Source organism: Paraglaciecola chathamensis S18K6, from assembly GCA_000314955.1.
GTDB lineage: Bacteria > Pseudomonadota > Gammaproteobacteria > Enterobacterales > Alteromonadaceae > Paraglaciecola > Paraglaciecola chathamensis.
The window spans coordinates 1-24554 of sequence record BAEM01000038.1; the positions used below are offsets into that span (position 1 = coordinate 1).

A 24554-nucleotide genomic window follows, 5' to 3' on the forward strand; every position below is an offset into this window, starting at 1 on the left:
CCCGTTGAAGTAGTAGAGGTCGTATTGCCTGCTGCATCAGTTACCTCTGTTACCACTGAAAACTCACCTTCTGCTAATGCGGTGTCAGGCGTACCACTAAAACTGCCATCGTCTTGCACCACAGCATTGATAACTTGAGTGTCGCCATTGGCATCGGTTACTGAAATAGTAACCTCACTGCCCGGCTCAGCATTGGTGTTACCTGTAAAGGTGGGCGTATCAGTATTGTTGTTTGCTGTCGTGGTATCGGTCACAGTAGGGGTTGTGGTACCGACGCTGCCTGTTGTGGTTTGAGAAGTGGTGTTACCCGCTTCATCAGTCACTTGTGTTACCACAGTGAACTCGCCGTCTGCTAATGCGGTGTCAGGCGTACCACTAAAACTACCGTCATCTTGCACCACCGAGTTAATCACTTGGCTGTCACCATTGGCATCTGTCACTGTAATAATGACGTTTGTACCAGGCTGTGCATCAGTATCCCCAGCTATGCTTGGGGTATCACTATCGCTGTCAATCGTTAAATTATTAATAGCTGGAGCAGTAATGTCGACAGAAGAATTAACGGAAACCGTGGTGGTATTACCTTGGTTGTCGGTAATGCTTGCCTCAACTGTAAACCCGCCTTCTGGAAGCGCACTATCCACATTAACCGTAAATGTTCCATCATTTTCTACCACACTCGTTACATTTTGAGAGTTACCATTTTGATCTGTGACCACGACTTGAATAAGCGTGCCCTCAGGAGCAGATGTTGTTCCTGTAATTGTTGGAGTAACGTCATTAATTTCTTCAGCTAGATCAAACTCAATATCGAAATCAGCTGCCACTGCTTCTTGAGTTTCTAATTCGGCGGTGTCTCTATCTGTTTGGTTGTATTCGAATTCAACGGGATCGACATCTTCTGACACGCGATCAACGCGAACGAATGATGAGCCGTCTCCTCCTTCACCGCCCGATTCAGCACCTGCGGCTGTAGCTTCTAATGAATCGAGAAGATCGCCATCTCCATCAAGTGCCGCAAGAAAATCATCATCAATATCTATTTCTGACTCATCTGCAGTTTGAATATCTTGTTGAGGAGCGAGGTCAGCTCCAATAAATACATCAACGCTGTTATCAAGAAAGATATTTTGTCCACCAGCGGTTAAAACAACTTGCCCCCCTTCAATCGACAAAATGGTATCGCCAACACTGACAACTTCACCTTCTGATACAAATCGAATATCGCCATCATCATTTATTACAGTAATTGAATCATCACCATCAATACGCGTTACGATATATTCAAAATCAGCCATAAAAACCTCTAGCTTGGTCAACAAAATTTGAATTGTAATAAGTATGATAGTTCAGTCTATAAGACCTAAGTTTAAGAATTTAATCGGTTAATTTTTTTAAAAATTTAAAACTTGAAAAAAATAAATTTACGTCTACCGTTAGAGAATATGAAAGTAAATCAGTGTATTAACAGGAGGTTAAGTTAGTTTATTTTTCGTTATAAAAATCTCAATAATTTAGTTTTCTTACTCTACACGAGCATTAATTATGAAGTTTTCTCATCTTGTTATTTCCATTAGTTTTCTATTATCTTCAACAACTTACGCCCAAGAAAAAGATAGCATTTCGAACGCTATCCTCGATGCGATTGAAACCAACCCAGATGTGCAAGCCACATGGCATACCTTTTACGCAGCAAAACATAGTCTGAGGGTTGCAAAGGCGGGTAACAAACCTACCATCGACTTGGTCGCCAACACCCGTTACCAAGATCGCAATTACGGCAGTGATACCGAGTTTTCAAGCAACGATATTGAGATGGTTTTAACCCAATCTTTGTATAACGGCTCCCGGGTTAAACATGAGGTGAATCGGTTTAGACAGATACAAATGGTTCGGTATTTTGAGTTCGCCAACAGTGTCGAGAATGCCGCACGGGAAACGGCTCTCGCTTACTTAGATGTACAGCAATACCAAGCGTTAGTGAAGCTTGCACAAGAGAACTTAACTACCCATGAAAAAGTATTTTCACAAATTGAAGAAGGCGTCAGTGCAGGCGTAACCCGAGCTGCTGATTTAGAGCAGATAAATGGCCGTTTAGCGCTATCAGAATCAAACGTCATAACGGACGTAAATAACTTATACGATGTTAGTGCTAGGTTTCTGCGTATTGTGGGGCGAGGGCCTAAAGAAGATTTGCAAGAAATTCCGGTTCAACGTATTGATTTACCGAATAATTTGCAAGAAATCCTGGAGAAGACTTACCGCACCAGCCCGTCATTTTTTGCCAGTATGCATAACATTGAAGCAGAAAAACTCGGTGTTAAAACGCAGAAATCAAACTATAAACCTCAGGTCGATTTTATCGCGAGTTACGGTAGCCAAGGAAGAGATCAGTTTGGCTTAAATAACACCATAACCGAGGGCTCTGTAGGGCTGCAGTTTCGCTACAATCTATTTCGTGGTGGCCAAGATAAAGCCTCAATAAAACAAGCACAAGAGCAAGTGAATGTGGCAAAAGATTTACGTGATAAAACCTGTCGTGATGTGCGCCAAAACATTCAAATTGCTTTCAACGAATACACAACTTCCAATCGCCTTTTACCTGTATTAAACCAACATAAGCTATCTTCAAGCCGAGTTAAAACGGCTTACAAAGATCAGTTTGATATTGGTCAGCGAACCCTACTTGATGTGCTTGATGCGGAGAATGAGTACTTTGAATCTAGCCGTGCCTATATCGATGCTCAATTCCGCCAAAAACAAGCATTAATAAATGTTTTAGCTGAAATAGGAATATTGGTAAAAAGTTTAGAAATTTCAATAAACAACCTTCCTAATATTAATAATTTAGATAAAGCAAACATTCACTCAGATATAAAGTATGCTTGCCCAAAGAATTAAAGAATGAATTTGCATTATTCCTATACTACTTAATTTAACTAACTTCTTAAAAAGTGAATCAAATAAACAACCTTCTGCGTTTTCGCTTTAATACATAGGTATGAAAAATCATAACAAAGCGCAGCGTACATTCATCCCTAATCAGTAATCGAGAGTGAAATATGGAAAGTACCTCGGGGAAAATAGAAAAAGAAGATTTGAGTAATTGTTTATATGTAATATGTGAACACTACAATTTAGATTACTCAAAAGATGTTCTACTGTCAGGGTTACCCTTAATGGATGGCGATCTCACTCCGTCCATATTTTCAAGAGCAGCAGAACGAGCTGGACTTAACAGCAAAATTGCAACGCGCACTTTAGAGCAAATAAACCCTTCCCTTTTACCTGCAGTATTGATCCTACAAAACAACACTGCTTGTGTGCTCATGAGCATAGATAATGAACAACAAACGGTTAGTGTCATATACCCTGATTTACCTGGTGCGGACGTAGAGGAATCGTTAGAAGTGCTTTCTAAACGTTATACGCAACAAGTGATTTTTGCTCGTCCAAAACACAAATTTGATGAACGCACACCAAAAATTAAGCGAAATACAACTGGGCACTGGTTTTGGGGAGTCATCAAAGAATGCAGAGGCCTTTACCGAGATGTGATTATTTCTGCGGTGGTAATCAACCTGTTTTCTGTTGCCATGCCATTATTTGTTATGAATATATATGACCGAGTGGTGCCAAATGGCGCAGTTGAAACACTGTGGATGCTTGCCTCGGGTGTCGCTATTGTATTGCTTGCTGATCTAGTGCTAAAGATGGTCCGTAACTATTACGTCGAGCTTGCCGCCAGCCGCATCGACGTCAAAGTGTCTTCTTCATTAATGGAAAAAATACTCAATATCCGGCTATTAGACAGGCCTCCTTCATCTGGTGCGTTCGCCAGTGGTATTCAATCGTTCGAGTCCATTCGCGCCTTGCTCAGCTCGCTGACCTTGGTTTCCTTTGTTGATTTACCGTTTGTTCTTCTGTTTAGTGTGATTATTGCCATAATTTCACCTGTGCTTGTGCTACCTATTATTGTTGGCTCCCTGCTTATCGTTGGCTACGCGTTTTCCGCACAAAAGAAACTACATAGTCTTGCTAATGGTGCGATGCAATCTGGCGCTTTACGTAACGCTATTCTAGTAGAAAGCATCGACAACATAGAGGAAATAAAGAGCTTTCACGCAGAATCGAAAGTCCAAGTAGATTGGGAGAAAAGCACTATCTTTCTCGCTCGAACCCAGTCACAGATTCGTTTTATTTCTTCTTCAATCAGCAACGTCTCACAATTTATCCAACAGCTGGTTGGTATCGTTATACTGATTATAGGGGTATATTTGATAATCGAAGGTGAACTTACCCAAGGGGCACTTATTGCCGCATATATGCTTAGCAGTAGAGCAATGAACCCCATTAATCTGTTAGCCGGCGTCATCGCACAATATCACAACGCTGCTACCTCGATGGAGATGCTTAACACCTTAATGGATCAACCCTTAGAGCGCCCAGTTAACACCCATAAAATCAAACACGCGACCTTCAAGGGTGACATTGAGTTTAAAAACGTCACTTTTCGTTACGACGATGACTCCAAGGATGTGTTATCGAATGTGAGTTTCAAAATTAATGCAGGTGATCATGTCGCGATACTGGGTAAGAATGGTTCGGGGAAAAGTACCATACAAAAGCTGCTGTTGGGTTTGTATACCCCGACCTCAGGGCACATCTACATAGACGGTATTGAACTACAACAATTAGAATTATCAGAATTACGTAATAACGTGGGCTATGTGCCCCAAGAAATATCTCTATTCTTTGGCTCACTCAGAGACAATATTATGTACTTAGCCAAACATGCTGAACCACAAGCCCTCACGCGTGCGCTTGAGCTCAGCGGGTTAATGTCTGTGGTCAATAACCACCCGGATGGCCTAGATATGCAAGTGGGAGAACACGGGCATCATTTATCTGGCGGTCAAAAACAAGCGGTCGCTATTGCAAGAGCCATTGTGGCTAATCCCCCATTCTTACTGCTCGATGAGCCCACATCGTCGCTAGATCACCAAGCAGAAGACCAAGTAAAATCAGCACTAGAGAGCGTCAGCGCTGGCCGTACCATGCTAATGGTAACCCACCGCGTATCTTTACTATCAATGGTCAACCAAATCATAGTGTTAGATGCAGGTAAGGTCGTCATTAAAGGCGAAAGAAACAAAGTACTCGAAGCCCTAAAGAGCGGTAATGTGAGGGCTACAATATGAACGAAAAACAAGCAAGAAATACCACCACTGAGCAAGGCTCATTCAATAAACTAGGCACTCTTTTTGGCAGCAACGAGGAGCCTAAACCGAGTTATGTCGGGCGTATATTTAATCGATGGTTATCACCGCCTAATACCAATGATTGGGTGCTCGACGCAGACTGGGAGCAGCTACAGCAAAACCCTTTGAAAGCGAGAATGTTACTGTACTTTATCGTATTTGCTTTAATTGCATTATTGCTTTGGGCTGCAAATGCCACACTCAATGAAGTCACTCGCGGCGACGGCAAAGTCGTACCATCAAATCAGTTGCAAGTTGTGCAGTCTTACGACGGAGGAATCGTTAAAGAAATCCTGACGCGAGAAGGGCAAACCGTCAATGCTGGTGACATATTACTAAAGCTTGACCCCACGCGATTTATGTCAACGCTGCGCGAAAATCGCAGCCAGTTTTTATCGCTAAGTGCTAAATTGGCGCGCTTAAAAGCCTTAACTGAAAATACTGAGCCGGTGTTTTTTGAAAAATTAGTGAAGCAAGCACCTGAAATTGTTCGCTCGGAACAAAATCAGTATGCCGCCAATGTGGAAGAGTTAGCCCAACACATCTCTATGTATCAACAACAAACGAGGCAGCGAGAGCATGAGCTTCAAGAGGCCCAATCGACAAAAGAGCAATATGTTCGCACCAAAGATTTAATTCAGCGAGAGCTTGCCGTAACTCGCCCCTTGCTTAAGTCAGGCGCCATATCCGATATTGATATTATTCGTCTTGAGAGACAATTAGTTGAGATTGAAGGCGAAATAAAACGAAACGAGTCAGTAATACGCCGCAATGAATCAGCAATCAAAGAGGCTAAATCCAAGATACGTGAAAAAGAACTGACCACAACCAACCGCTGGCGCAATGAGCTAAGTGATGTATCCACTGAGCTCAATTCCCTCAAAGAAACAGAATCTGGTCTTGCTGATGTGGTATATCAAGCGGACTTAAAATCACCGGTTAAAGGCACCATAAAGCGGCTGTTTATCAATACGATAGGAGGAGTTGTTCCACCTGGAAGTGACGTGATTGAAATTATTCCGCTGGATGACCAATTGATTGTAGAAGCAAAAATTAAACCTCAAGACATCGCATTTTTGCGCCCCGGCCAAACGGCTATGGTCAAATTTACCGCCTATGACTTTGTGATTTACGGTGGTCTTGAAGCAGAAGTCACGCACATTAGTGCAGATACCATTACCGATGAAAACGACGAAACCTATTATGTGGTTAGATTGCAAACCGACTCAAATAGCTTTAAAAACGGTATGCAAATTATCCCCGGCATGACAACCCAAGTCGACATCATAACGGGTAAAAAAACCGTACTGGACTACATTTTAAAACCGCTGCTTCGCGCCACGTCGATTGCTATGACTGAGCGTTAAATAATACCTTAAGCCTCAAATCATAGCCTCTTAAAGCAGTATTTATAAGGGCAATGGCAACGGTGCGGTTAATGAATTAATGTCGCCCTATTTAACATCATTAAGGGGCGAACTAAAATTGTTGCATGAGGGAAATAATCCCGTCAAAGCCATTCTCGTAAAGCGAATCTGCGTCTTCTTTACTGGTCACTCCATCCGCAATGACGACGATACCCAATGAGTGTGCTAACGAGCACAAGCCACGAAGAAAGTTTTGGTTTGATGCATTGATCGCCACGTTAAATACAAACGCGCTATCAATTTTAATGTAATCCAAGCCCAGCTCTTGTAAATCAAGTAAGGTTGAAAATGAGTCGCCCACGCGTTTTAAACCAATCTTACACCCGGTTGCTTTGAGCGTCAGAGTGAAGTGTCTAAATAGCTCAAAATTTGCAGAGGCGACACTTTCGCGCACTTCTAGGCAGATATGCTGAGCCGCCGCGCTATGCTCAGTTAGTAACTGAGATATGCGCTGCAAAGATGGCTCACTGACCATGGTTTCGTAAGACAACAAAATAGCATAATCATAAGCACTGCTTTCTTGCTCGATCTTATTAAGAATGAACTCAATCATTTTAAAGTCGATCTGCGGGATCATGTCTAATTTACGTGCCCAGTGAACAAAATAGCCCCCTTTACGGACCTCGTTATCCAATTCCAACCCCATCAACGCCTGATAATGAATCGCACTGCCATCTTTTTTGACGACGGGAAAAGTCACCGAGTGTATATTGTCGTTAAGCGCAGCATTTAGAGCTTTGCGCCATTGGATATCATCATTGTAAGGCGCAACTATGGTCAACTTGTTGTCAATCAATGCAAGGGCTCTCTCCTTAGATGCTTCAATCAGAAGTGACTGCACTCGACGCATTAATGTTGTTCGTGATTCGTCAGGGGCAAGATAAACCCCAGCATGCAACACGTACAAATCGTATAAATCACGAGAACGGCCTTTAAACGTGCGCACTAAATCTACCAGAATGTCACTCAGTTGCTGAATATCCTCAGCTTCGGTTAACAAAATAGCGAACTCGGAACCACTTAACCGCCCGAAACGAACATCAGTGTATCGGCCTTCTATTTGCTTGGTAAAGTCCTGTATTACGTGGGCGAAATCGACAATAATTTTGTCAACTTTTTGCTTATCAAGTCGTAAAGATATCTCATTCATACCGAAAATTTTTACCATGAAAAGTACATTGTGCCCCTCTCTGTCACGGTATTTTAACTGAGCATCAAGTAAGGTCTCAAAAGCCTCGCAATTGGCCAAACCGGTTAAATCATCATGCTGACTTTTATAACGCAGTTCGTCTAAACGTTTATTTCCGTCTTCAATGATGCTTTTAAAGCGTTGTGCTAATGAATTCATTGCCGTGATCACTTTGGCAAATTCTGCAGTACGCGGTACAGGTAGCATCATAAAGCGCTTTTCTGAAAAACGATGGGCCTGCTCAACTACCATTTCTAAAGGCTTCAATAGAAAATGTAATACAAAGGAGCCAATCGCCCCTGCGATTAATGAAATGACGATAAAACTAAGGAAAAAGGCTTGAGTTCGATGCCACAGTGCTTCATGCAAGTAATGGGAATGGCTTTCTAAATACAAGGTGCCTATTCGATTCCAGCCGCTGCTCACTTGTGCAATACCCGGTTTGACCTGGAAGTTGAAAAAATCTTTTGCCAGTGCCGGAATGTCAGATTCCATTTCCCCCTTAAACTCGCGGAGAAAAACACTGATCCCCTCAGGATTAATCAGCTCTATCCGTTGGTAATGCCCGGCATCGAAGGTGGCAGAAATTAATAACTGAATATCTGTTAGTTGCCTATCGTCTTGCGACAACATCATCGCTAGGGAATTAACATCATCTACGTTTTTTAAATAAAGTTGCTCTTGTAAGTTCTTCCGCTCGAAATAGGTACTGATCACAAAGTTAGTCAGTGAGCTGGCCAACAAAATAAGAATAACAGACAACCATAGCTGCCGAACTAGTGACATGGGCGAGTAACCTCATTATGAACGGCCAATGCTAGCCCCACGTGATCCCCTCTGCCTTTATTTTTTCAAGGGCATTACGCCAACGTGATAAACGTGCGGTAGGGCTCGCCACTGATTTAGTTGAGCCTTTTGCCCAAAGGCCTTCGGTGTTAAAACTAAAAACGGGAATAAGATCCGTACGCTGAGAAGCGGGTACGACATCAGCAAGCAAGCTATCTAGGATAAGCGGCTCACTTTGTTTGGGTAAGTAGTAAGACAGCACCATATGTGCCTGAGTAATTTTACTTCTAGGTCCGCCAATTCGCGCTTTTACATACACCAGACGTAATTGGCTTTCTGCTATTCCCAAATAGCGCAACATAAAATATTTGATGATGGCGTAATCTTCACAGTCCCCTCGTCCTTTGCCTAACGTTTCTAAAGGCGTAGCCCAGTAGTCCTTTTCGTGCCACAAAGCGATATCAGTTTGATAGGTCAACTGCTCGTCAAAAAACGCATTCACTGTGTTCACCTTTTCTATTTCATCTACTCCCTTGAGGTCTGCTAGCATTTTTTGCATCTCTCGGCCTACATCAGCACGCATAGGGTCATATTGTTGGTGCAACAAAGAGATAAGCTTTTCAAATTCCACATTGACTGTTTGGGCACTGGTCAACGTCGTAGCACAAAGTATCATGATGATTAGGCGGGTAGTATTGACCTTTTGGATAGGCATCTTTGGCCAACTAGCTGAAAAACAACCGTGAAAGATGCCCTGTAACTTTGCAAAAAATTTGATAGTCGTTACTCCAAAATATACGCACTAGCTAGGTACTTTATATGTCATCTTAATTGATAACTGCAAGTAAAATCAGATAGATACTCGAATAAACAACCTAGTAAGTGTAAAGATCAGCTACTGCCATTCCACTTGTAAGTGGCATGTCTGACACCCAATTTAGCGCATAAAAATGATAGTTTAGATGCACAAAGCACTGCACTCAACGCTGCAAATAGAGTATATCCAATGCGTTATTATATTTGAGTACTATTTCGAACTAACACCACGAACTAACACCACGAACTAAAACCACGAGCTAAAAAATCTCACGGTAAGCAAAAAGTCCTTGGCTGCCACCTGTATGAAGAAATAACGACTGGCTACTAGAAGCAATCTCCCCCTTAGTGCACAAATCGATGAAACCAGCCATCGCCTTTCCTGTGTATACCGGATCTAACAACAAGCCTTCTAGTTGAGCGCAGCGCTTTACCGCCGTTTCCATAGATTGCGTGACTATCCCGTATCCGTCACCGACGTAATCCCCGTTGGTGAGCACTTTGCCTGTCGCTCGGCCAGGGTCAATATCTAAGTAAGTTAAGGTGTGTTCAAGAAGGTCCTGTACCAAGGGAGTTTGCATTTCAGCGCTACGACTAACTGAAATACCGAATACTGGAATGTCTGAATTTTCAGCAATTAACCCAGCGAGCAACCCCGCTTGCGTACCAGCACTGCCAGTAGCCAGAATAATTTGGTCAATATGTAGATTAGTATCAGCCAACTGCTGCAAAATTTCTTTGGCGCAACGTACATAACCGAAGCTACCAATCACATTTGAGCCCCCCATAGGAATAAGGTACGGCTTACGACCCGCTTGGGTTAACGTATCAAGCAACCCGATAACGTAGCTTTCGCTGTCATCACCTAGGTTCAATGTGTGAATATTTGCCCCTAAAATACGATTTAACAATATATTACCGTTTTGGTAATAGTCTGCTTTGGGAGTACCTTCTACGTCGTCAAGCACAAGCTCACACTTTAAGCCGAATTTAGCGGCGGCTGCTGCTGTCTGCCGAGCATGGTTAGACTGTAACCCGCCCACTGTAACAAGCGTATCAGCCCCCTTTAATTGTGCGTCGGCGATTAAATATTCTAGTTTACGGGTTTTATTGCCACCGCCCGCCAGTCCTGTGCAATCATCACGTTTTATAAACACCTTGTGGCCAAGTTCCTCGGTTAACCTAGCTAAGCTCTCAATCGGTGTTGGGCTGTGGGTAATATCAACTCTAGGTATGGATTCAAATGTAGTCATGATACCTCTTTAACTGTGAACTCAGCTGACTTCACCTGAGCGAATTTCAGATATGAGTCTTGGTTCGCGCAGATCAACTAATCTCTTGAACGGAATGTCTTTGTACTAAAACCGGCACATATTTATGTTTATCAGCTACAGACTCTATCTCACCCAAGTCACTATTTTTGCTCAAGCTTAGCGCCAATTTGGTCGCCTTCATCGCCATTTCTTCTATCGGGTTATGAATGGTAGTCAGTTTAGGTTTAATGCACTGAGCTAAAATTAAATCATTGAAGCCAACAACGGAGACGTCTTTCGGCACACTTAGGCCGTGAGCCTTCAACATGGAGGTTGCCCCTATGGCAATAGCATCGTTGTAAGCCAAAATAGCGCTAAACTCGACACCTCTGGCAAGTAAATTTTGTACAGCAACCTCCCCGCCCTCATAGGTCGCCGCACCTTGTTCCAACATTTCAACTTCAAATTGCACTGGGTATTTATTGAGTTGAGCTTTTATGCCTTCGAGGCGATAGCGAGTGTTATTCAAGATCCCATCAACCCCAATAACAGCGATTTTCTGGTGGCCTTTTTCCACAATATGGTCGGCCATTAATGCTCCACCTAATTTGTCATCCAACCAAATACAGCGGTCCTCAATCTCTTTAATATAGCGATTAAGCAGCACCAACCCTGGCACCTTACGGGCAAAATCAATCAAGGTTTTATCGTCTATCATGGCGCTGTGTACCACTAATGCTTGATAGCGGTGTTCAAGTAACACTTCGATAGCATCAAGCTCGCTCGCTCTGTCAAAGGCTCCAGAGTTTAGAAAAATCTGTAGATTCTGCTCTGCTGCTACCTTTTCAATACCGTGAGCCATTTTGGCAAACAAGGGGTCAGTTAAATCTGCCAGCACGATCCCGATTGATGCATTATTTTGCATATTGATCGCTTGGGCATTCGCGTTGGGTTGATACTCCATTTCACGAATAATACGCTTAATTTTTTCACGGGTTTTAGCACCAACTTTAGGCCCGTTGTTAATGACCCGCGAAACGCTCGCAGGTGATACTCCAGCCGCTTTGGCAATATCTTTAATGGTAGGCATTACATATGCTCATCTTAAGTCTGTACTAGGGCATTTTCATTCAATGCCATTTGTTGGTCGGATAAGGGATACATTTTCACCAAAAATAAAGAAACAAAACACAAAATCAACGGGCCTCCTGCCAAGCATACTCGCATCCAAAATATACTGCTTGCGCTTTGCTCACTACCGGCATTCGCATCAAAGCCCACTATATTCAGTAACATCCCCGCCCCTATCATGGTACTCACTAGTGCAAAGTTGATCACTTTGTTTTGAATTGAAACAAAATAACCTACTTTATTGTGCCCTGATAACCTGCGTTCGTATGCGCATAAATCAGCCAACATACTTGGAATAACCACGGATATAGCAACCCACGACGGAGCGCCTAATAGCGCATCGATCACTACCATCCACTCGAAGCCTGGCTGATAAATAAACCATTTGAGTAAAGCGCCCAGCGCTGTCAGCCAATATATAATAGATAACGTTTTTAATTTACCTAGTTTCAATGTCAGGTGTGAAAAAATAGGGATCATGATCAGCGTAAACAATGCGAAGGCGGACGACAAAATCCCTTTCCAGTAGGCCCCTGTAGCTATGTCGCCGTGTTTAACAAAATACACCAGAAGATAATAATCGAAACTCGTGAAGATACTGATGGCCCCAAATTTAATCAGCGTTAGCCCAAGTAACAGATACAAAGCCAGCTTAATTTTAGGGTCTCGCACTAAAGCTACATCATGTGGCGTTTGGCCCCGATTGCGCAAAACAATAGGGTTAACGTTGACAGGCTTTTGCCTAGAATCGGTACGTGATTCAGTATTTCTTTGCACGGTGGCACTACACCAGGCAGTGACGATTGAGAATAAACCAATCAAGACAATGCCAACTATCCAGCCAACGTATTGAATACCAATATAGACGCCGCCCCATAGTGATAATTGCGCCAAAGGAAACAACCAGAAATAGGCAAAGGTCCCCAAGCGTTCAAAAAAAGAGCCAAATGCCATCACGTTAACCCGTTGAGTTTCGTTTCGACTCAGGTCAAATGCCAAGGACTTAACGTTGATAGTCAGAAACGTTAGGGCAACAGAAAACAAAAAATTGAAGGTCAATACATAGGCTAAAATTGCAATTTGGCTGGCGTCACTAGGTACCTGCCAAATTGCGCTAAACAGCACACCTGAAGAGATGCCGGATACCAGTAGCAAAAATCGGCGATTGCCGTGCTTAGTGTTTAATCTATCTGAAACACGCCCCACAACTTGGCTGATAAAGGCCGCACACATGATTGGAGCAGCAATCACTAAACTCAGCCAAAAAGGGTCTAGGCCAAGTGTCATTTGAAAGTAAGGTACAGCCATAGCGCTTAAGCTGTTATTGGCAAAAAACAGAGCAAGAAACCCAAAACCGAGCGCGACTTTGTGCTGACGTGATATATCAGGTAAAGGCAGCATTCAATTTGCCAATAACTTAATATTTTGTCGCTGACTCACGCTTCACCAGAAAGGGCTTATATTGATAATCTTTAACAACTTGCTTGACGGGTTGGTCTTTACTAATAAAGCTCAGAGCCAACTCTGTTGCTTTGCGCGCCATAATATCGATTGGGTATTTAACGGTTGTTAATTTGGGCATGCAATACTTTGCTAGCAACACATCGTCAAACCCCACCACTGACACGTCATCTGGGATTTTTTTACCCAAATCCGTTAAGGCGGATATAACCCCGGTTGCCATCGCGTCGTTGTAGCACAATACAGCGCTGAATTGGCAACCTCTGAGTACAAGGCTTTCCACCGCTGCGCGCCCGCCGTCATAATCTGGGGTGCCATGGGCAATATATTCGTCAAGCAAAGGAATTTGATAATCATTTAACGACTCGCGTATGCCATTGAGTCTATGCGTGGCATCGTAAATACGATCTTTAGTAGAAATAACAGCAATTTGGGTATGTCCGAGCGACGCTATATGATCCGCCATCACCTTACCGCCGCCCACATTATCGAACCAAACACAGCGCTCGCTGATTTGAGGAATGAACTTGTTGATCAGCACAAATCCTGGAATTCGCTGCGCCAAGTCAATGAGTACGTCATCGGGTAAGGCCTTGCTGTTAACCACCATCGCTTCGCAGCGCTGTGCTTGCAGGCTTTTTATCGCGGTTAATTCTTTTTGCGCATCCAATGACCCTGTACTGACCAAAACTTTAAACTTACGTTTCTTGGCGACATTTTCAATACTGCTCGCCATTTGCGCAAAGAAAGGATCTGCAAGCTGGGAAATTACCACGCCTATCGTGTGTGTGCTTTTACTGACCAAAGCGCGCGCGTGAGCATTTGGCCTGAAATCGAGCTCTGCGATCGCTTTTTCTATTCGCGCTTTTGTTTTAGGGCTGACGACCACAGTCGAACTAAGCACCCGAGAAACAGTGGCCGGAGATACACCGGCTAATTTTGCTACATCTTTAATGGTTGCCATTGCGTTTTAATGTTTGCTCCCAAAACGATAAACAGTAGATTCACTATAGGCTTGCCCCGGTCGCAAAAGCGTATTAGGAAACCCTGGTTGATTAACCGAATCAGCAAAGTGCTGCGTTTCTAGCGCAACACCACTGCGAAATGTTATCAACTTACCTTGCTTGCCTTTTGCGCTGCCGTTCATGAAATTGCCCGTGTACACATGCACGCCAGGTTGCGTGGTCAAGATATCCAACACTCGGCCGCTGTTAGGCTCGCTAAGCTGAACTTGATAACGCAACTTACCATCATACTGGTCAAACACCCAAGTATGATCAAAACCGCCGTGAGCTTTATCCATCCCCTGAGCCAGCTTCAATTGCTCATGCATACTGGCCAAAGGGCGATGCAATGCTACCGGTGACGTTAAATCAAACGGTGTGCCAGTGACATCAATCAATTTACCTGTGGGCAATAGCCCCTTTTTTACCTGCACGATTTTATGCGCGTTAACCTGTAATTTATGCTGCTCGATATTACGCTTCTGGTAACCGGTTAAATTAAAATAAATATGAGAAATAAGGTTGATTGGCGTTGTTTTATCACTTGAAGCGCTAAAGTGAACGGTAAATTCATTGTCTCTATTCAAGCTATAACGCACGCTCACTTGCGCGTTACCTGGATAGCCTTCTTCACCGTCAGGGGATATGTAATGCATCTCTACCCCATTTGCGATTAGCTTGGCTTGCCACAGCCTTTTATTAAAGCCGACCTCCCCACCATGGGCGTGGTTGCCTTTATTCCCCCCCGCCTGCTTAACACTTAACTGTACGGCTTTTCCATCAACTTGGAAACGCCCACCTGCAATACGATTCGCGAAGCGCCCGACCGTCGCGCCGTTATAACAACAGTCATTGATATATTCTTCAGCACTGTCGTAGCCTAGCACCACGTCTTCTATCAGGCCGTTCTTATCCGGCACTAAAATCGAGGTAACATAGGCGCCCCAATTGGTCACACTAACCTGCATGCCATTGTCATTAGATAAAGTGAATCGTTTGATATCTTGTCCTTGATAATGCCCCCATACTTCTTCGCGAACGCTAACCAAGGGCTCATTACCTTGCGCTTTGAGTAATGTTTGCGCATTTAATGTCGCAGGCTGAACAACCCACCCACATATACAGCACACTGTATAAAGGTATCGAGGCGACCAAAACCATTGCTGTAGCCGTTTTATTAGCATCAAGGGGGCACTACACATACGAAAAGAAATGAAAAAGCTGGCTTTTATCATCAAAAATACGCTTCACGCTAAGATAGATTGAGTACAAACATACGATAAAAAAAGCACAAACACCAGACAAAATGAAATCGGTTTACCTCATATATTTAGCATCCACACCCGTCGGCAAAATGTAATCCGAGTAAATGACGCGCTATTAGGATCAGACGAGCCAAAAAACTCTCTTACGAGGTTAACGAGATAAGTGTTAAAAAGCAGAAAATAGAAAAGAAAAGTCGTTATAAAGAAACGTAGAGCTGCAACTGCAGCCCTACTATAAGTACTTTTAGTGCGTTACCACCAAGTGGCGTACAAGCCAATCAATATGAGCACGCACCCGATACCTGCGATATTAAAGCTAGACGTGGTCGCAAAGCTCACATCGCTTATGTCGACACTGCTATCATCTTTAGGAGCTGTGCCCCTAGCAGAGACGAAATACGTTAATCCTAAGCACATTAAGAATACTATTCCGATTCGGTCCATAAAGGGTAACTCTGGAACGTAAACGGCAAACAGTACAGAAAACAACGCAGAGCCAATTGCTGCAGCTAACGCTCCTGATGAGGTGGTGCGCTTCCAAAACATACCCATTAAGAAAATCACAGTAATACCAGGAGAAAACAAGCCAGTAAATTCCTGAATGTACTGAAACGCCTGCTCTGACTGGCCGATAAGAGGCTGTGCCACACACACTGCTACGATAAGAGATGTCACCGTCGACAAACGCCCTATATTTACATAATGATTTTCGTCTTTGTCCGCACGCATAGGGCGGTAAATATCCATAGTAAAAATGGTAGAGATGCTGTTGGTCATCGACGCTAAAGATGAAACAATTGCCGCCACAAGCGCAGCAAACACCAAGCCTTTTATCCCTACCGGCATCAAAGACATCATAGATGGATACGCTTGATCGGGCTTTTCAATGTCAGGAAACAATATAACCGCTGCAATGCCAGGAAGTACCACAATAATTGGCATCAGTAACTTTAAATAAGCAGCAAAGGCAATGCCTTTTTGCGCTTCTTGAATGTTTTTAGCCGCCAAAGCCCGCTGAATAATATATTGATTAAAGCCCCAGTAACCGACGTTCATTACCCATAAGCCGCCCACCAGTACAGATATTCCAGGCAGATTCATATACTCACTGTTATCTGGGCTTAAAATCATATCAAAATGCCCCGGCACCTTTTCTGTCAACAGGGTAAAACCCTTGAGCACCCCTTCCCCGCCGGATATCTGCTGCAACGCTAAATAACTTAAAAAGAAGCCGCCGAAAACCAGCAGCACGACTTGAATAATGTCGGTATACGCCACCGCTTTTAGGCCTCCATAGGTTGAATAAGCCACAGAGAATATAGCCAGAAAAATCATGCCATACAGCCAGTCAATGCCTGCCACACTTTGTATTGCCAGACCACCTAGCCATAACACTGAGGTTAAATTTACAAATATAAATACCCCTAACCAAAACAGTGCCAAGGTGGTTTTAACTCGGCTGTCAAAACGCTGCTCTAGGTATTGAGGCATGGTGTAAATACCGTTTTTGAGAAAGATTGGCAGTAAGTATTTGCCCACAAGAATAAGCGTAATCGCCGCCATCCATTCGTACGATGCGATACCAAGGCCTAAAGCGAAACCTGAGCCTGACATACCAATAATTTGCTCTGCAGAAATATTCGCCGCAATGAGTGACGCACCAATCGCCCACCAAGGCAATGACTTACTCGCCAAAAAGTAATCTTGGGTGCTACGGTTATGGGATTTCTCTTCACGAGAGATCCATAGTGCGAGCGCAAGTAGGCCCACGGCATAGACGATAAACACCACCAAATCGATGGGGTCGAGTGAATAGCGCATTTATTATTATCCTTGTTTTTATTAGCCGAATTTGACTGTTTGCTTTTGCAAAGAACAAACCCAACAGACTTTTTCTTTTGGCTTAGCTTATTTTTCTCTTCAGCTTTGTTGCTCTAGTCAGCCATGATGAAAAACCATACAGCAACTATTAAGTAACGCCAATGAAAATGAAATCGGTTCACCTTGTATTGAAATATAACGTCTAACGCCTCCAACAACAAACTCTGCAACACTCATGGAGCAATTCAATAGACCTAGAGCAATGAATTTGCTAGTAACACGAGCTTAAGAGGGCTGTGCAAAACGCGCTTTTTGCTTTGCCTATCAACTTCATTTTTTACACTTGCTTTTAGCGCACCTATAAGACTAATCCGCATTAATAAGTGACCGTCTCAGAATGCATCCAGCCGTTATTTTTTAAGGTGGTGCTATGAAGGGATGGCTATTCCCTGTCAAATCGAGCGGACCCTGTCAAATCGAGATAACACTGTCAAATCGAAAGGGCCCTGAGCAAAGCCGCTGGTGCAATCCTATCAGGCGAGTTTTACATTCTCGCCTAATGCTCATTTATTAAGGTGTAATGGTACAAAAAGAGCCGCAAAAAGCGGCTCATTTCACTGATAGTAACGAGATCAATATAGGTTAGAGTTCCCGCAGCCAAATATTTCGGAAGCTGACTAAATTACCATGATCTTGCAACTGCAAAGGAGCACAACCGTGAGCCTCGTAGCTAGGTGCCCCTATCCACTCTGTTTTACCTTGAATTTCTGTATGATTTTGTACTACCACGCCATTGTGCATTACCGTTATGTAGCCCGGCGTCTTAAGCTGTTCGCCATCGAAACGTGGAGCGCTATAGATAATGTCGTAATATTGCCACTCGCCTGCGGGGCGCATTGCATTTACAAGAGGGATTGTTTGCTTATATACACTGCCCGCTTGCCCATTTGAATAGGTAGGGTTTTCATAAGAATCAAGCACTTGCACTTCATATCGTTGCTGAAAGAAGATACCGCTGTTATTACGTTGCTGACCGCGCATTCCTTCGACTTGAGTCGGTGTACGCCATTCCATATGCAGCTGTACATCGCAGAAGTTTTGCTTTGTTTTAATATCACCTGCCCCGGGTTTAACCGTCAGCACATCGCCACTGATAGTCCAAGGTGCTTCTCCTCCTTTAAGCCCTTCCCAGGCGCTTAAATCATCTCCGCTAAAAAGAATCACTGCATCTGAAGGCGCTTTGCCGATAGGCGTCGCTACGCTTTTCGGCACTGGCTCCCATACTTCGGTCTTTTGGGCCTGTGCTTCACGTTCAGCTTGGCTTTGTTCGGCACTTGCAGTATGGCTAAGCAGCGCACCACTAGCCAAGGCTAACGTTAGGCTAAAAATGTGTTTTGTTAACTTCATATGTATTATCCGTTTTGAAAATTAAACATCGCAATTGTTGCTACAAGTCTCGTAATTACAAAATCACGCGCGACAACTACGCTAGGTCGCCCAAGCACGATCCCCTTTTTTATACGGCATTTCACCATCATAACGACCGGGAATAGCCACATAGCGCAAGACTTTATTTGCTCCTTCTTTAGACGTGAAAAAAGTAAATAGAGTTAACTGTTTAATTAACGTGAATCCGTGTGGCATAGGTTTTTCCGCATCGTCATTTGCCAATTTAGCTTTGCGATTAAACACATCGGCTTCATCATTCAAGGTAGCTAGCAAGCGTGTACGCTCGTCAGTATTGAGTAAAAGAAAGTCTTTACCGTAAGTTGATTTTGCCAGTGCCTTTATTGAAGCAATGCCTTCTTTGAACGCCGCTTGCTGAGCTGGGGTATAACAATCTGTTACCATCACCGCCATCATATAGCCGACGTTGACATCTTTTGCACCTGGGGTATCAGTGCGAGGAATAATCACTTCGCCCACCTCATTAAAAAACGCCACATCATCTTTTGAGAATGCCGTTTGATTAATGGTCTTCATCGGCAGCGTGACATACGCCATCGCATTCGCACTGACAAACGCCGTGCCTGTGGCAGCGGCAATCATTTTAAGTAATTCGCGTCTGTTCATACTCATGATTACAGGTTTCCTTTCTTCAGCTCTTCAACAGCAAAGTTAGCCGCTCTGGCGGTCAATGCCATATAAGTCAGTGATGGGTTCACGCAAGATGCAGAGGTCATACAAGCACCATCAGTCACAAATACGTTCAGGGCATCCCACACTTGGTTATTGCCATTTAAAACGGAGGTTTTAGGATCACGGCCCATACGTGCTGTGCCCATTTCGTGTATGCCTTGACCAGGGAAATAATTGCCGTCATAACCTTGTACGTTCTTCATGCCTGCTGCTTCGAACATGTCAATCGCATCTTGCATCATGTCTTTGCGCATGCGTTTTTCGTTGTCTTTTATCTCAACGTCCATGGCCAGTACAGGCAAGCCCCATTTATCGCGCTTGGTTTTATCGAGGAAAATTCGATTGCTGTGATCAGGCAACATTTCACCAAATGCCGTCATACCTATCTGCCATGAACCTGGTTCACTGATCGCATTCTTTAAGTCAGCACCTATGCCCATTTCGGCCACATCACGTCCCCAGCCTTGGCGACTAGCAGAGCCTTGATAACCAAAACCGCGCACATAATCACGCTTATCGTCACCCCAGTTACGAAAACGTGGCACGTAAAAGCCGCTTGGGCGTCGCCCGTAGTAATACTTGTCGTCGTATCCCTCAACCATGGCATGAGCGCCAATTCTAAAGTGGTGATCCATTACGTTGTGACCAAGCTCACCACTGCTGCTGCCCAAGCCCCCTTGCCAAATATCGGTAGCAGAGTTCATCAGTAGCCAGGTCGAATTGAATGATGAGGCATTCACGAACAGTATTTTGCTGGTGAATTCATACGTCTCATTAGTTTCGGCATCGATAATCGCCACACCCTTGGCACGTTTTTTATCTTTATCGTACAAAATCTCGGTCACGATAGAATAAGGTCGTACGGTCAAGTTACCGGTTTTAACGGCTGCAGGAAGCGTCGATGACTGGGTACTGAAATACCCACCAAAAGGACATCCCAACCAGCATTTATTTCGGTACTGACAATTTGTGCGGCCTTCTTTCGGCTTTGGCTCGGTCATGTTTGAGGTACGGCCCGGAATTAAGTGACGTTGCCCTTTAAAGGTTTTCTGAATCCTTGCTGCCACATCTTTTTCAACGCAGTTAAGAGGCATCGGCATTTGGTACTCACCGTCGGGCAATACATCTAAGCCGTCTTTGCTGCCACTGATGCCAGCGAAGCGCTCTACGTAGTCATACCAAGGTGACACATCTTCATAGCGAATAGGCCAATCAACAGCGATACCTTCTTTGGCGTTGGCTAAAAAGTCTTCTTTATTCAATCGGTAACTTTGACGACCCCAAGTAAGTGAGCGCCCGCCCATGTGATAACCACGAAACCAATCGAAGCGCTTTTCTTCCACGTAAGGGCTATCTTTTTCATTCGCCCACATACCAAGCGTTGGCTCATTAAGGGGATAATCGCGCTTTAACACCGGATAATTTTCAATCATTTCCTGCGTACGCTCGCCGCGATGAGGGTAATCCCACGCTTCCTTATGGGCATTCGTGTAGTCTTTAACATGCTCAATGTTTCTGCCTCTTTCTAGCATTAACACTTTAAGCCCTTTTTCGGTTAACTCTTTTGCCGCCCAACCACCGCTGATACCTGAGCCAACAACGATTGCGTCGTAATGATTATTTGCCATTTTTGGTCCCTAACTTCTTGTTGCGTGATGTCTAATGTGTGCTGCGTTGCGATAAAAAACGCGTAGATAAAAAGTCACACATCACAGATATGAATTGCTTCACGTAGCGATTCGATTTTGCCTGTTTTGGTTTCTGCAGCAGGAATAAATTCCTGTGCGAGGTATCCGGTAAAGCCCACATCCCTAATTGCTCGGGCAATGGCTGGATAATAAAGCTCTTGGTTATCTCCAATTTCATGGCGCCCCGGCACACCTGCAGTGTGATAGTGGCCAAAATACTGATGGTTATCTTCAATGGTGCGAATAATATCGCCTTCATTCACCTGCATATGGTAGATGTCATACAGTAGCTTGAAATGCTCTGAGCCAAGCGCTTTACACAAATCGACTCCCCACTTTGAGCTATCAGCCATATAGTCTGGGTGATCAACACGGCTGTTAAACAGCTCCATTTGTATCACCACACCTTTTTGTTCAGCGTAGGGCAGAATACGCTTAAGGCCCGCAACAGCGTTTTTAAGGCCTTGTTCTTTACTCATCCCCCGAGCATTACCACTAAAACAAATAAGATTTTTGTAACCCGCCTCGGCCACTAAGTCGATGTGCTTTAGGTAGCGTTGTTCAAGCTCATCGTGAAATTCAGGGTGAATAAAACCATCGACTAGGTTTAGCTCAGCCCCGTTACACATGGATGAGTCAATGCCATAGCGTTTGAGGATCGGCCAACCTTCAGGACCAATTAAATCGATGGCCGAAAAGCCCAGCGATTTCACCACTTGGCAAAGCTCTTCAATCGATAAATCCCCGTAGGTCCAGCGGGCCACCGAATGATTAATATTGCCTTTAAATCTGGGCACCGCATCTTTGCTGGCATTCGCTGGCGCTTGGTTATTTGCGCTAGAAGCACAACCACTGACCACGGTACTGGCTGCTAGCGCGGCGCTGCTAAGCGCCATGCCCTTGAGCATATTTCGACGAGAGTTACTCATTAGCTGACACCTTTTCGCCTTTGAAAGTAAACATGAAAATAACAAATACACCTAAAGCGAAGGCCGCAGGGAACAACCAAATATCAAACCAAGCATGGCCTGTACCCGTTGTGTATTTATCGGTTATTTGCCCAGCGACCCAGAAGCCAATAAGCATGCCCACGCCGTAAGTGGCTAATGTAATTAACCCCTGAGCGGCACTTTTCACTTTGTCACCGGCTTTTGAATCTGTGTAGATTTGCCCCGATACAAAGAAAAAGTCGTAACAGATCCCGTGCAGTGCAATCCCCACAAGTAATAACGCTACGCCTCCATCTGCATCGCCATAGGCGAACAATACATAACGTACCACCCAAGCTAGCATGCCAATTAATAAGGTAATTTTGATACCAAAGCGATTTAAGAAAACCGGTAGAGCCAACATGAATAACACTTCTGACACTTGGCCTAGGGTCATTTTCCCTGTGGCGTTATCCACACCTATTTCAGTTAGAAACGGGTTCGCATTTTGGTAATAAAACGCCAACGGAATACAAATTAAAACCGACGATAAAAAGAACACTAAAAAGTTTTTGTCTTTGAGTAAAGCCAGAGCGTCAAGTCCAAGTACGGCTTTTAAACCTACTTGCTCACCAGCACTTTTAGGGGGTGTTTTTGGTAACGTAAAGCTAAACAAGCCCAGTATCAATGATGCCACTGCGCACAGTAAAAACGTGTTGCGTAACATGCCATCTTCAATGGCCTGCTTCGAATCCCATGAGAAGGCATAACTAATTGCTAAACCTGCCACTATCCAACCAACGGTTCCCCACACCCGAATTTTGCCAAACTGTTTCGATGGGTTATCCATTTGCGCAAACGATACTGAGTTCACCAGCGCCAAGGTCGGCATATAAGCAATCATGTAACCCAACACAAAAGGATAGAAAGCGTCAAAATCAGCCGCTTGATATAAGCAGTACATTAATACTGCGCCGATAAGGTGCAGCACACCTAAAATACGTTCGGCATTAAAGTACCTATCTGCAATCAGGCCAATCACAAACGGAGCAATGATCGCGCCCCAAGACTGGGTAGAAAAGGCCATGCCTATTTCGCCGCCCGTTGCTTGTAAGGTATTGGCCAAAAACGTGCCCAGGGTCACAAACCAGCCACCCCAGATAAAAAACTGCAGAAACATCATCACGCTTAATCGCGTTGTTATCGTATTCATTTTCTAACCCTTGATTATGGCACTGGCAAGTTTTTGTCCGCGCCGACTCATCATGTCCTTTGCTTCACTGACCGGCGATAGTCCAGTCAGTGCAGCGCTTTACGCCTTATAGGCCCAAAATTTTGCGATTACGCTGTTGGTCGCTTTCTGCTCCGGCAAAGTCATCAAACGCACGCCCTGCGGGGGTAATAATATGATTTGCGATAAACGGTGCACCTTCGGCAGCGCCTTGGTTTGAGTCTTTCAAACAGCATTCCCACTCCAAAATCGCCCAACCATCAAACCCATACTGAGTTAATTTGCTGAATATTCCTTTGAAGTCGACTTGCCCGTCACCTAATGAACGAAAACGTCCAGGACGCTCTTTCCAATCCTGATAACCTCCGTACACACCTGAACGACCGTTAGGGTTAAACTCAGCATCTTTTACATGGAACATCTTAATGCGCTCATGGTACAAATCGATGAACTGTAAATAATCGAGCTGTTGTAAAACAAAGTGACTCGGGTCAAATAAAATATTGGCCCGTGGGTGGCCATTCACCGCATCCAAAAACATTTCAAATGAGGCACCGTCGTGCAAGTCTTCACCTGGGTGGATCTCGTAACATACATCGACACCCGCTTCATCAAATGCATCTAAAATCGGTAACCAACGTTTCGCCAATTCAGCAAACCCTTGCTCAACTAGACCTGCAGGGCGCTGGGGCCAGGGGTAAGCCAAATGCCACAAAAATGCACCTGAGAAAGTAGCGTGAGCAGTGAGGCCAAGGCGCTGGCTTGCCTTTGCAGCCCACTTCATTTGCTGAATTGCCCACTCAGTGCGCTCGGCTGGCTTGCCCCGTAACGCTTCAGGGGCGAAGTTATCGAACAGCTCGTCATATGCTGGGTGCACAGCCACCAATTGGCCTTGCAAATGCGTAGAGAGCTCAGAAATTTGCACACCCGCCTTCTTACAAATCGCCATCACTTCATCACAGTATTCTTGACTGTTAGCCGCGCGTTCTAAATCGAAAATAGCAGTGTCACCAGTAGGAACTTGTATTCCTTTATAACCTAGTGAAGCGGCCCATGTGGCGATAGATTCCAAATCGTTAAATGGCGCTTCATCACTCATAAATTGGGCTAGAAATATTCCGGGGCCTTTGATTGCCGGCATTGCCTTCTCCTT

At 44.2% G+C, this 24554-nt stretch carries 18 protein-coding genes; 3 read left to right on the plus strand and 15 right to left on the minus strand.

Annotated features, from left to right (window positions below):
- On the minus strand, window positions 1–1298 hold a 1298-nt coding region (locus GCHA_RS14240), incomplete at its 3' end, for a retention module-containing protein (RefSeq protein ID WP_039992554.1).
- A gap of 247 nt (window positions 1299–1545) precedes the next feature.
- On the opposite strand from GCHA_RS14240, the gene GCHA_RS14245 reads away from it, so the two are divergent.
- The 3 genes from GCHA_RS14245 (at window position 1546) to GCHA_RS14255 (ending at window position 6628) form a co-directional block, all read left to right on the plus strand.
- Complete coding sequence (locus tag GCHA_RS14245; protein WP_007989392.1) at window positions 1546–2901, plus strand: TolC family outer membrane protein; 1356 nt, start codon at window positions 1546–1548, stop codon at window positions 2899–2901.
- A 161-nt stretch (window positions 2902–3062) separates the two neighbouring features.
- Complete coding sequence (locus GCHA_RS14250; protein ID WP_007989393.1) at window positions 3063–5201, plus strand: type I secretion system permease/ATPase; 2139 nt, start codon at window positions 3063–3065, stop codon at window positions 5199–5201.
- Window positions 5198–6628: an HlyD family type I secretion periplasmic adaptor subunit gene (locus tag GCHA_RS14255; RefSeq protein ID WP_007989394.1), complete on the plus strand. Its 1431-nt coding sequence runs from the start codon at window positions 5198–5200 to the stop codon at window positions 6626–6628. Before GCHA_RS14250 ends, GCHA_RS14255 begins: the two co-directional genes overlap by 4 nt.
- Window positions 6629–6740: 112 nt before the next feature.
- Here GCHA_RS14255 and GCHA_RS14260 read toward each other — a convergent pair whose 3' ends face one another.
- From GCHA_RS14260 to GCHA_RS14325, 14 genes are all read right to left on the minus strand, one after another.
- Entirely contained in the window at window positions 6741–8663 is a 1923-nt protein-coding gene (locus tag GCHA_RS14260) for a bifunctional diguanylate cyclase/phosphodiesterase (RefSeq protein ID WP_007989395.1), read from the minus strand.
- Window positions 8664–8694: 31 nt separating this feature from the next.
- Window positions 8695–9378, minus strand: a complete 684-nt coding sequence (locus GCHA_RS14265; protein ID WP_007989396.1) for a transglutaminase-like cysteine peptidase — start codon at window positions 9376–9378, stop codon at window positions 8695–8697.
- A 361-nt stretch (window positions 9379–9739) separates the two neighbouring features.
- Window positions 9740–10732 (minus strand): D-cysteine desulfhydrase family protein, encoded by a 993-nt coding sequence (locus GCHA_RS14270; protein ID WP_007989397.1) that lies wholly within the window; start codon window positions 10730–10732, stop codon window positions 9740–9742.
- Between the two features lie 73 nt (window positions 10733–10805).
- Entirely contained in the window at window positions 10806–11822 is a 1017-nt protein-coding gene (locus tag GCHA_RS14275) for a LacI family DNA-binding transcriptional regulator (RefSeq protein ID WP_007989398.1), read from the minus strand.
- Between the two features lie 14 nt (window positions 11823–11836).
- Window positions 11837–13264: an MFS transporter gene (locus tag GCHA_RS14280; protein WP_007989399.1), complete on the minus strand. Its 1428-nt coding sequence runs from the start codon at window positions 13262–13264 to the stop codon at window positions 11837–11839.
- A gap of 16 nt (window positions 13265–13280) precedes the next feature.
- Window positions 13281–14288 (minus strand): LacI family DNA-binding transcriptional regulator, encoded by a 1008-nt coding sequence (locus GCHA_RS14285; RefSeq protein WP_007989400.1) that lies wholly within the window; start codon window positions 14286–14288, stop codon window positions 13281–13283.
- A 6-nt stretch (window positions 14289–14294) separates the two neighbouring features.
- Window positions 14295–15512 carry an aldose epimerase family protein gene (locus tag GCHA_RS14290; protein ID WP_318248985.1) on the minus strand — a complete coding sequence of 406 codons (1218 nt, stop codon included), beginning with the start codon at window positions 15510–15512 and terminating at the stop codon, window positions 14295–14297.
- A 333-nt stretch (window positions 15513–15845) separates the two neighbouring features.
- The gene (locus GCHA_RS14295) at window positions 15846–17414 is read right to left on the minus strand and encodes a sodium/sugar symporter (RefSeq protein WP_007989402.1); all 1569 of its coding nucleotides are present in this window, start codon (window positions 17412–17414) and stop codon (window positions 15846–15848) included.
- A 642-nt stretch (window positions 17415–18056) separates the two neighbouring features.
- On the minus strand, window positions 18057–18821 hold the full coding sequence (locus GCHA_RS14300; protein ID WP_007989408.1) for a 3-keto-disaccharide hydrolase: 765 nt from the start codon (window positions 18819–18821) through the stop codon (window positions 18057–18059).
- A gap of 81 nt (window positions 18822–18902) precedes the next feature.
- A complete protein-coding gene (locus GCHA_RS14305; RefSeq protein ID WP_007989411.1) occupies window positions 18903–19493 on the minus strand; it encodes a gluconate 2-dehydrogenase subunit 3 family protein in 591 nt (196 codons plus the stop codon).
- Between the two features lie 2 nt (window positions 19494–19495).
- Window positions 19496–21181 carry a GMC oxidoreductase gene (locus GCHA_RS14310; RefSeq protein WP_007989413.1) on the minus strand — a complete coding sequence of 562 codons (1686 nt, stop codon included), beginning with the start codon at window positions 21179–21181 and terminating at the stop codon, window positions 19496–19498.
- 74 nt (window positions 21182–21255) lie between these two features.
- The gene (locus GCHA_RS14315) at window positions 21256–22170 is read right to left on the minus strand and encodes a hydroxypyruvate isomerase family protein (protein ID WP_007989415.1); all 915 of its coding nucleotides are present in this window, start codon (window positions 22168–22170) and stop codon (window positions 21256–21258) included.
- Entirely contained in the window at window positions 22163–23383 is a 1221-nt protein-coding gene (locus GCHA_RS14320; protein ID WP_007989416.1) for a nucleoside permease, read from the minus strand. The genes GCHA_RS14315 and GCHA_RS14320 overlap by 8 nt, the downstream gene beginning before the upstream one ends.
- A gap of 106 nt (window positions 23384–23489) precedes the next feature.
- Window positions 23490–24542, minus strand: coding sequence for a sugar phosphate isomerase/epimerase family protein (locus tag GCHA_RS14325; RefSeq protein WP_007989418.1), 1053 nt, complete (start codon window positions 24540–24542; stop codon window positions 23490–23492).
- Window positions 24543–24554 lie beyond the last annotated feature (12 nt).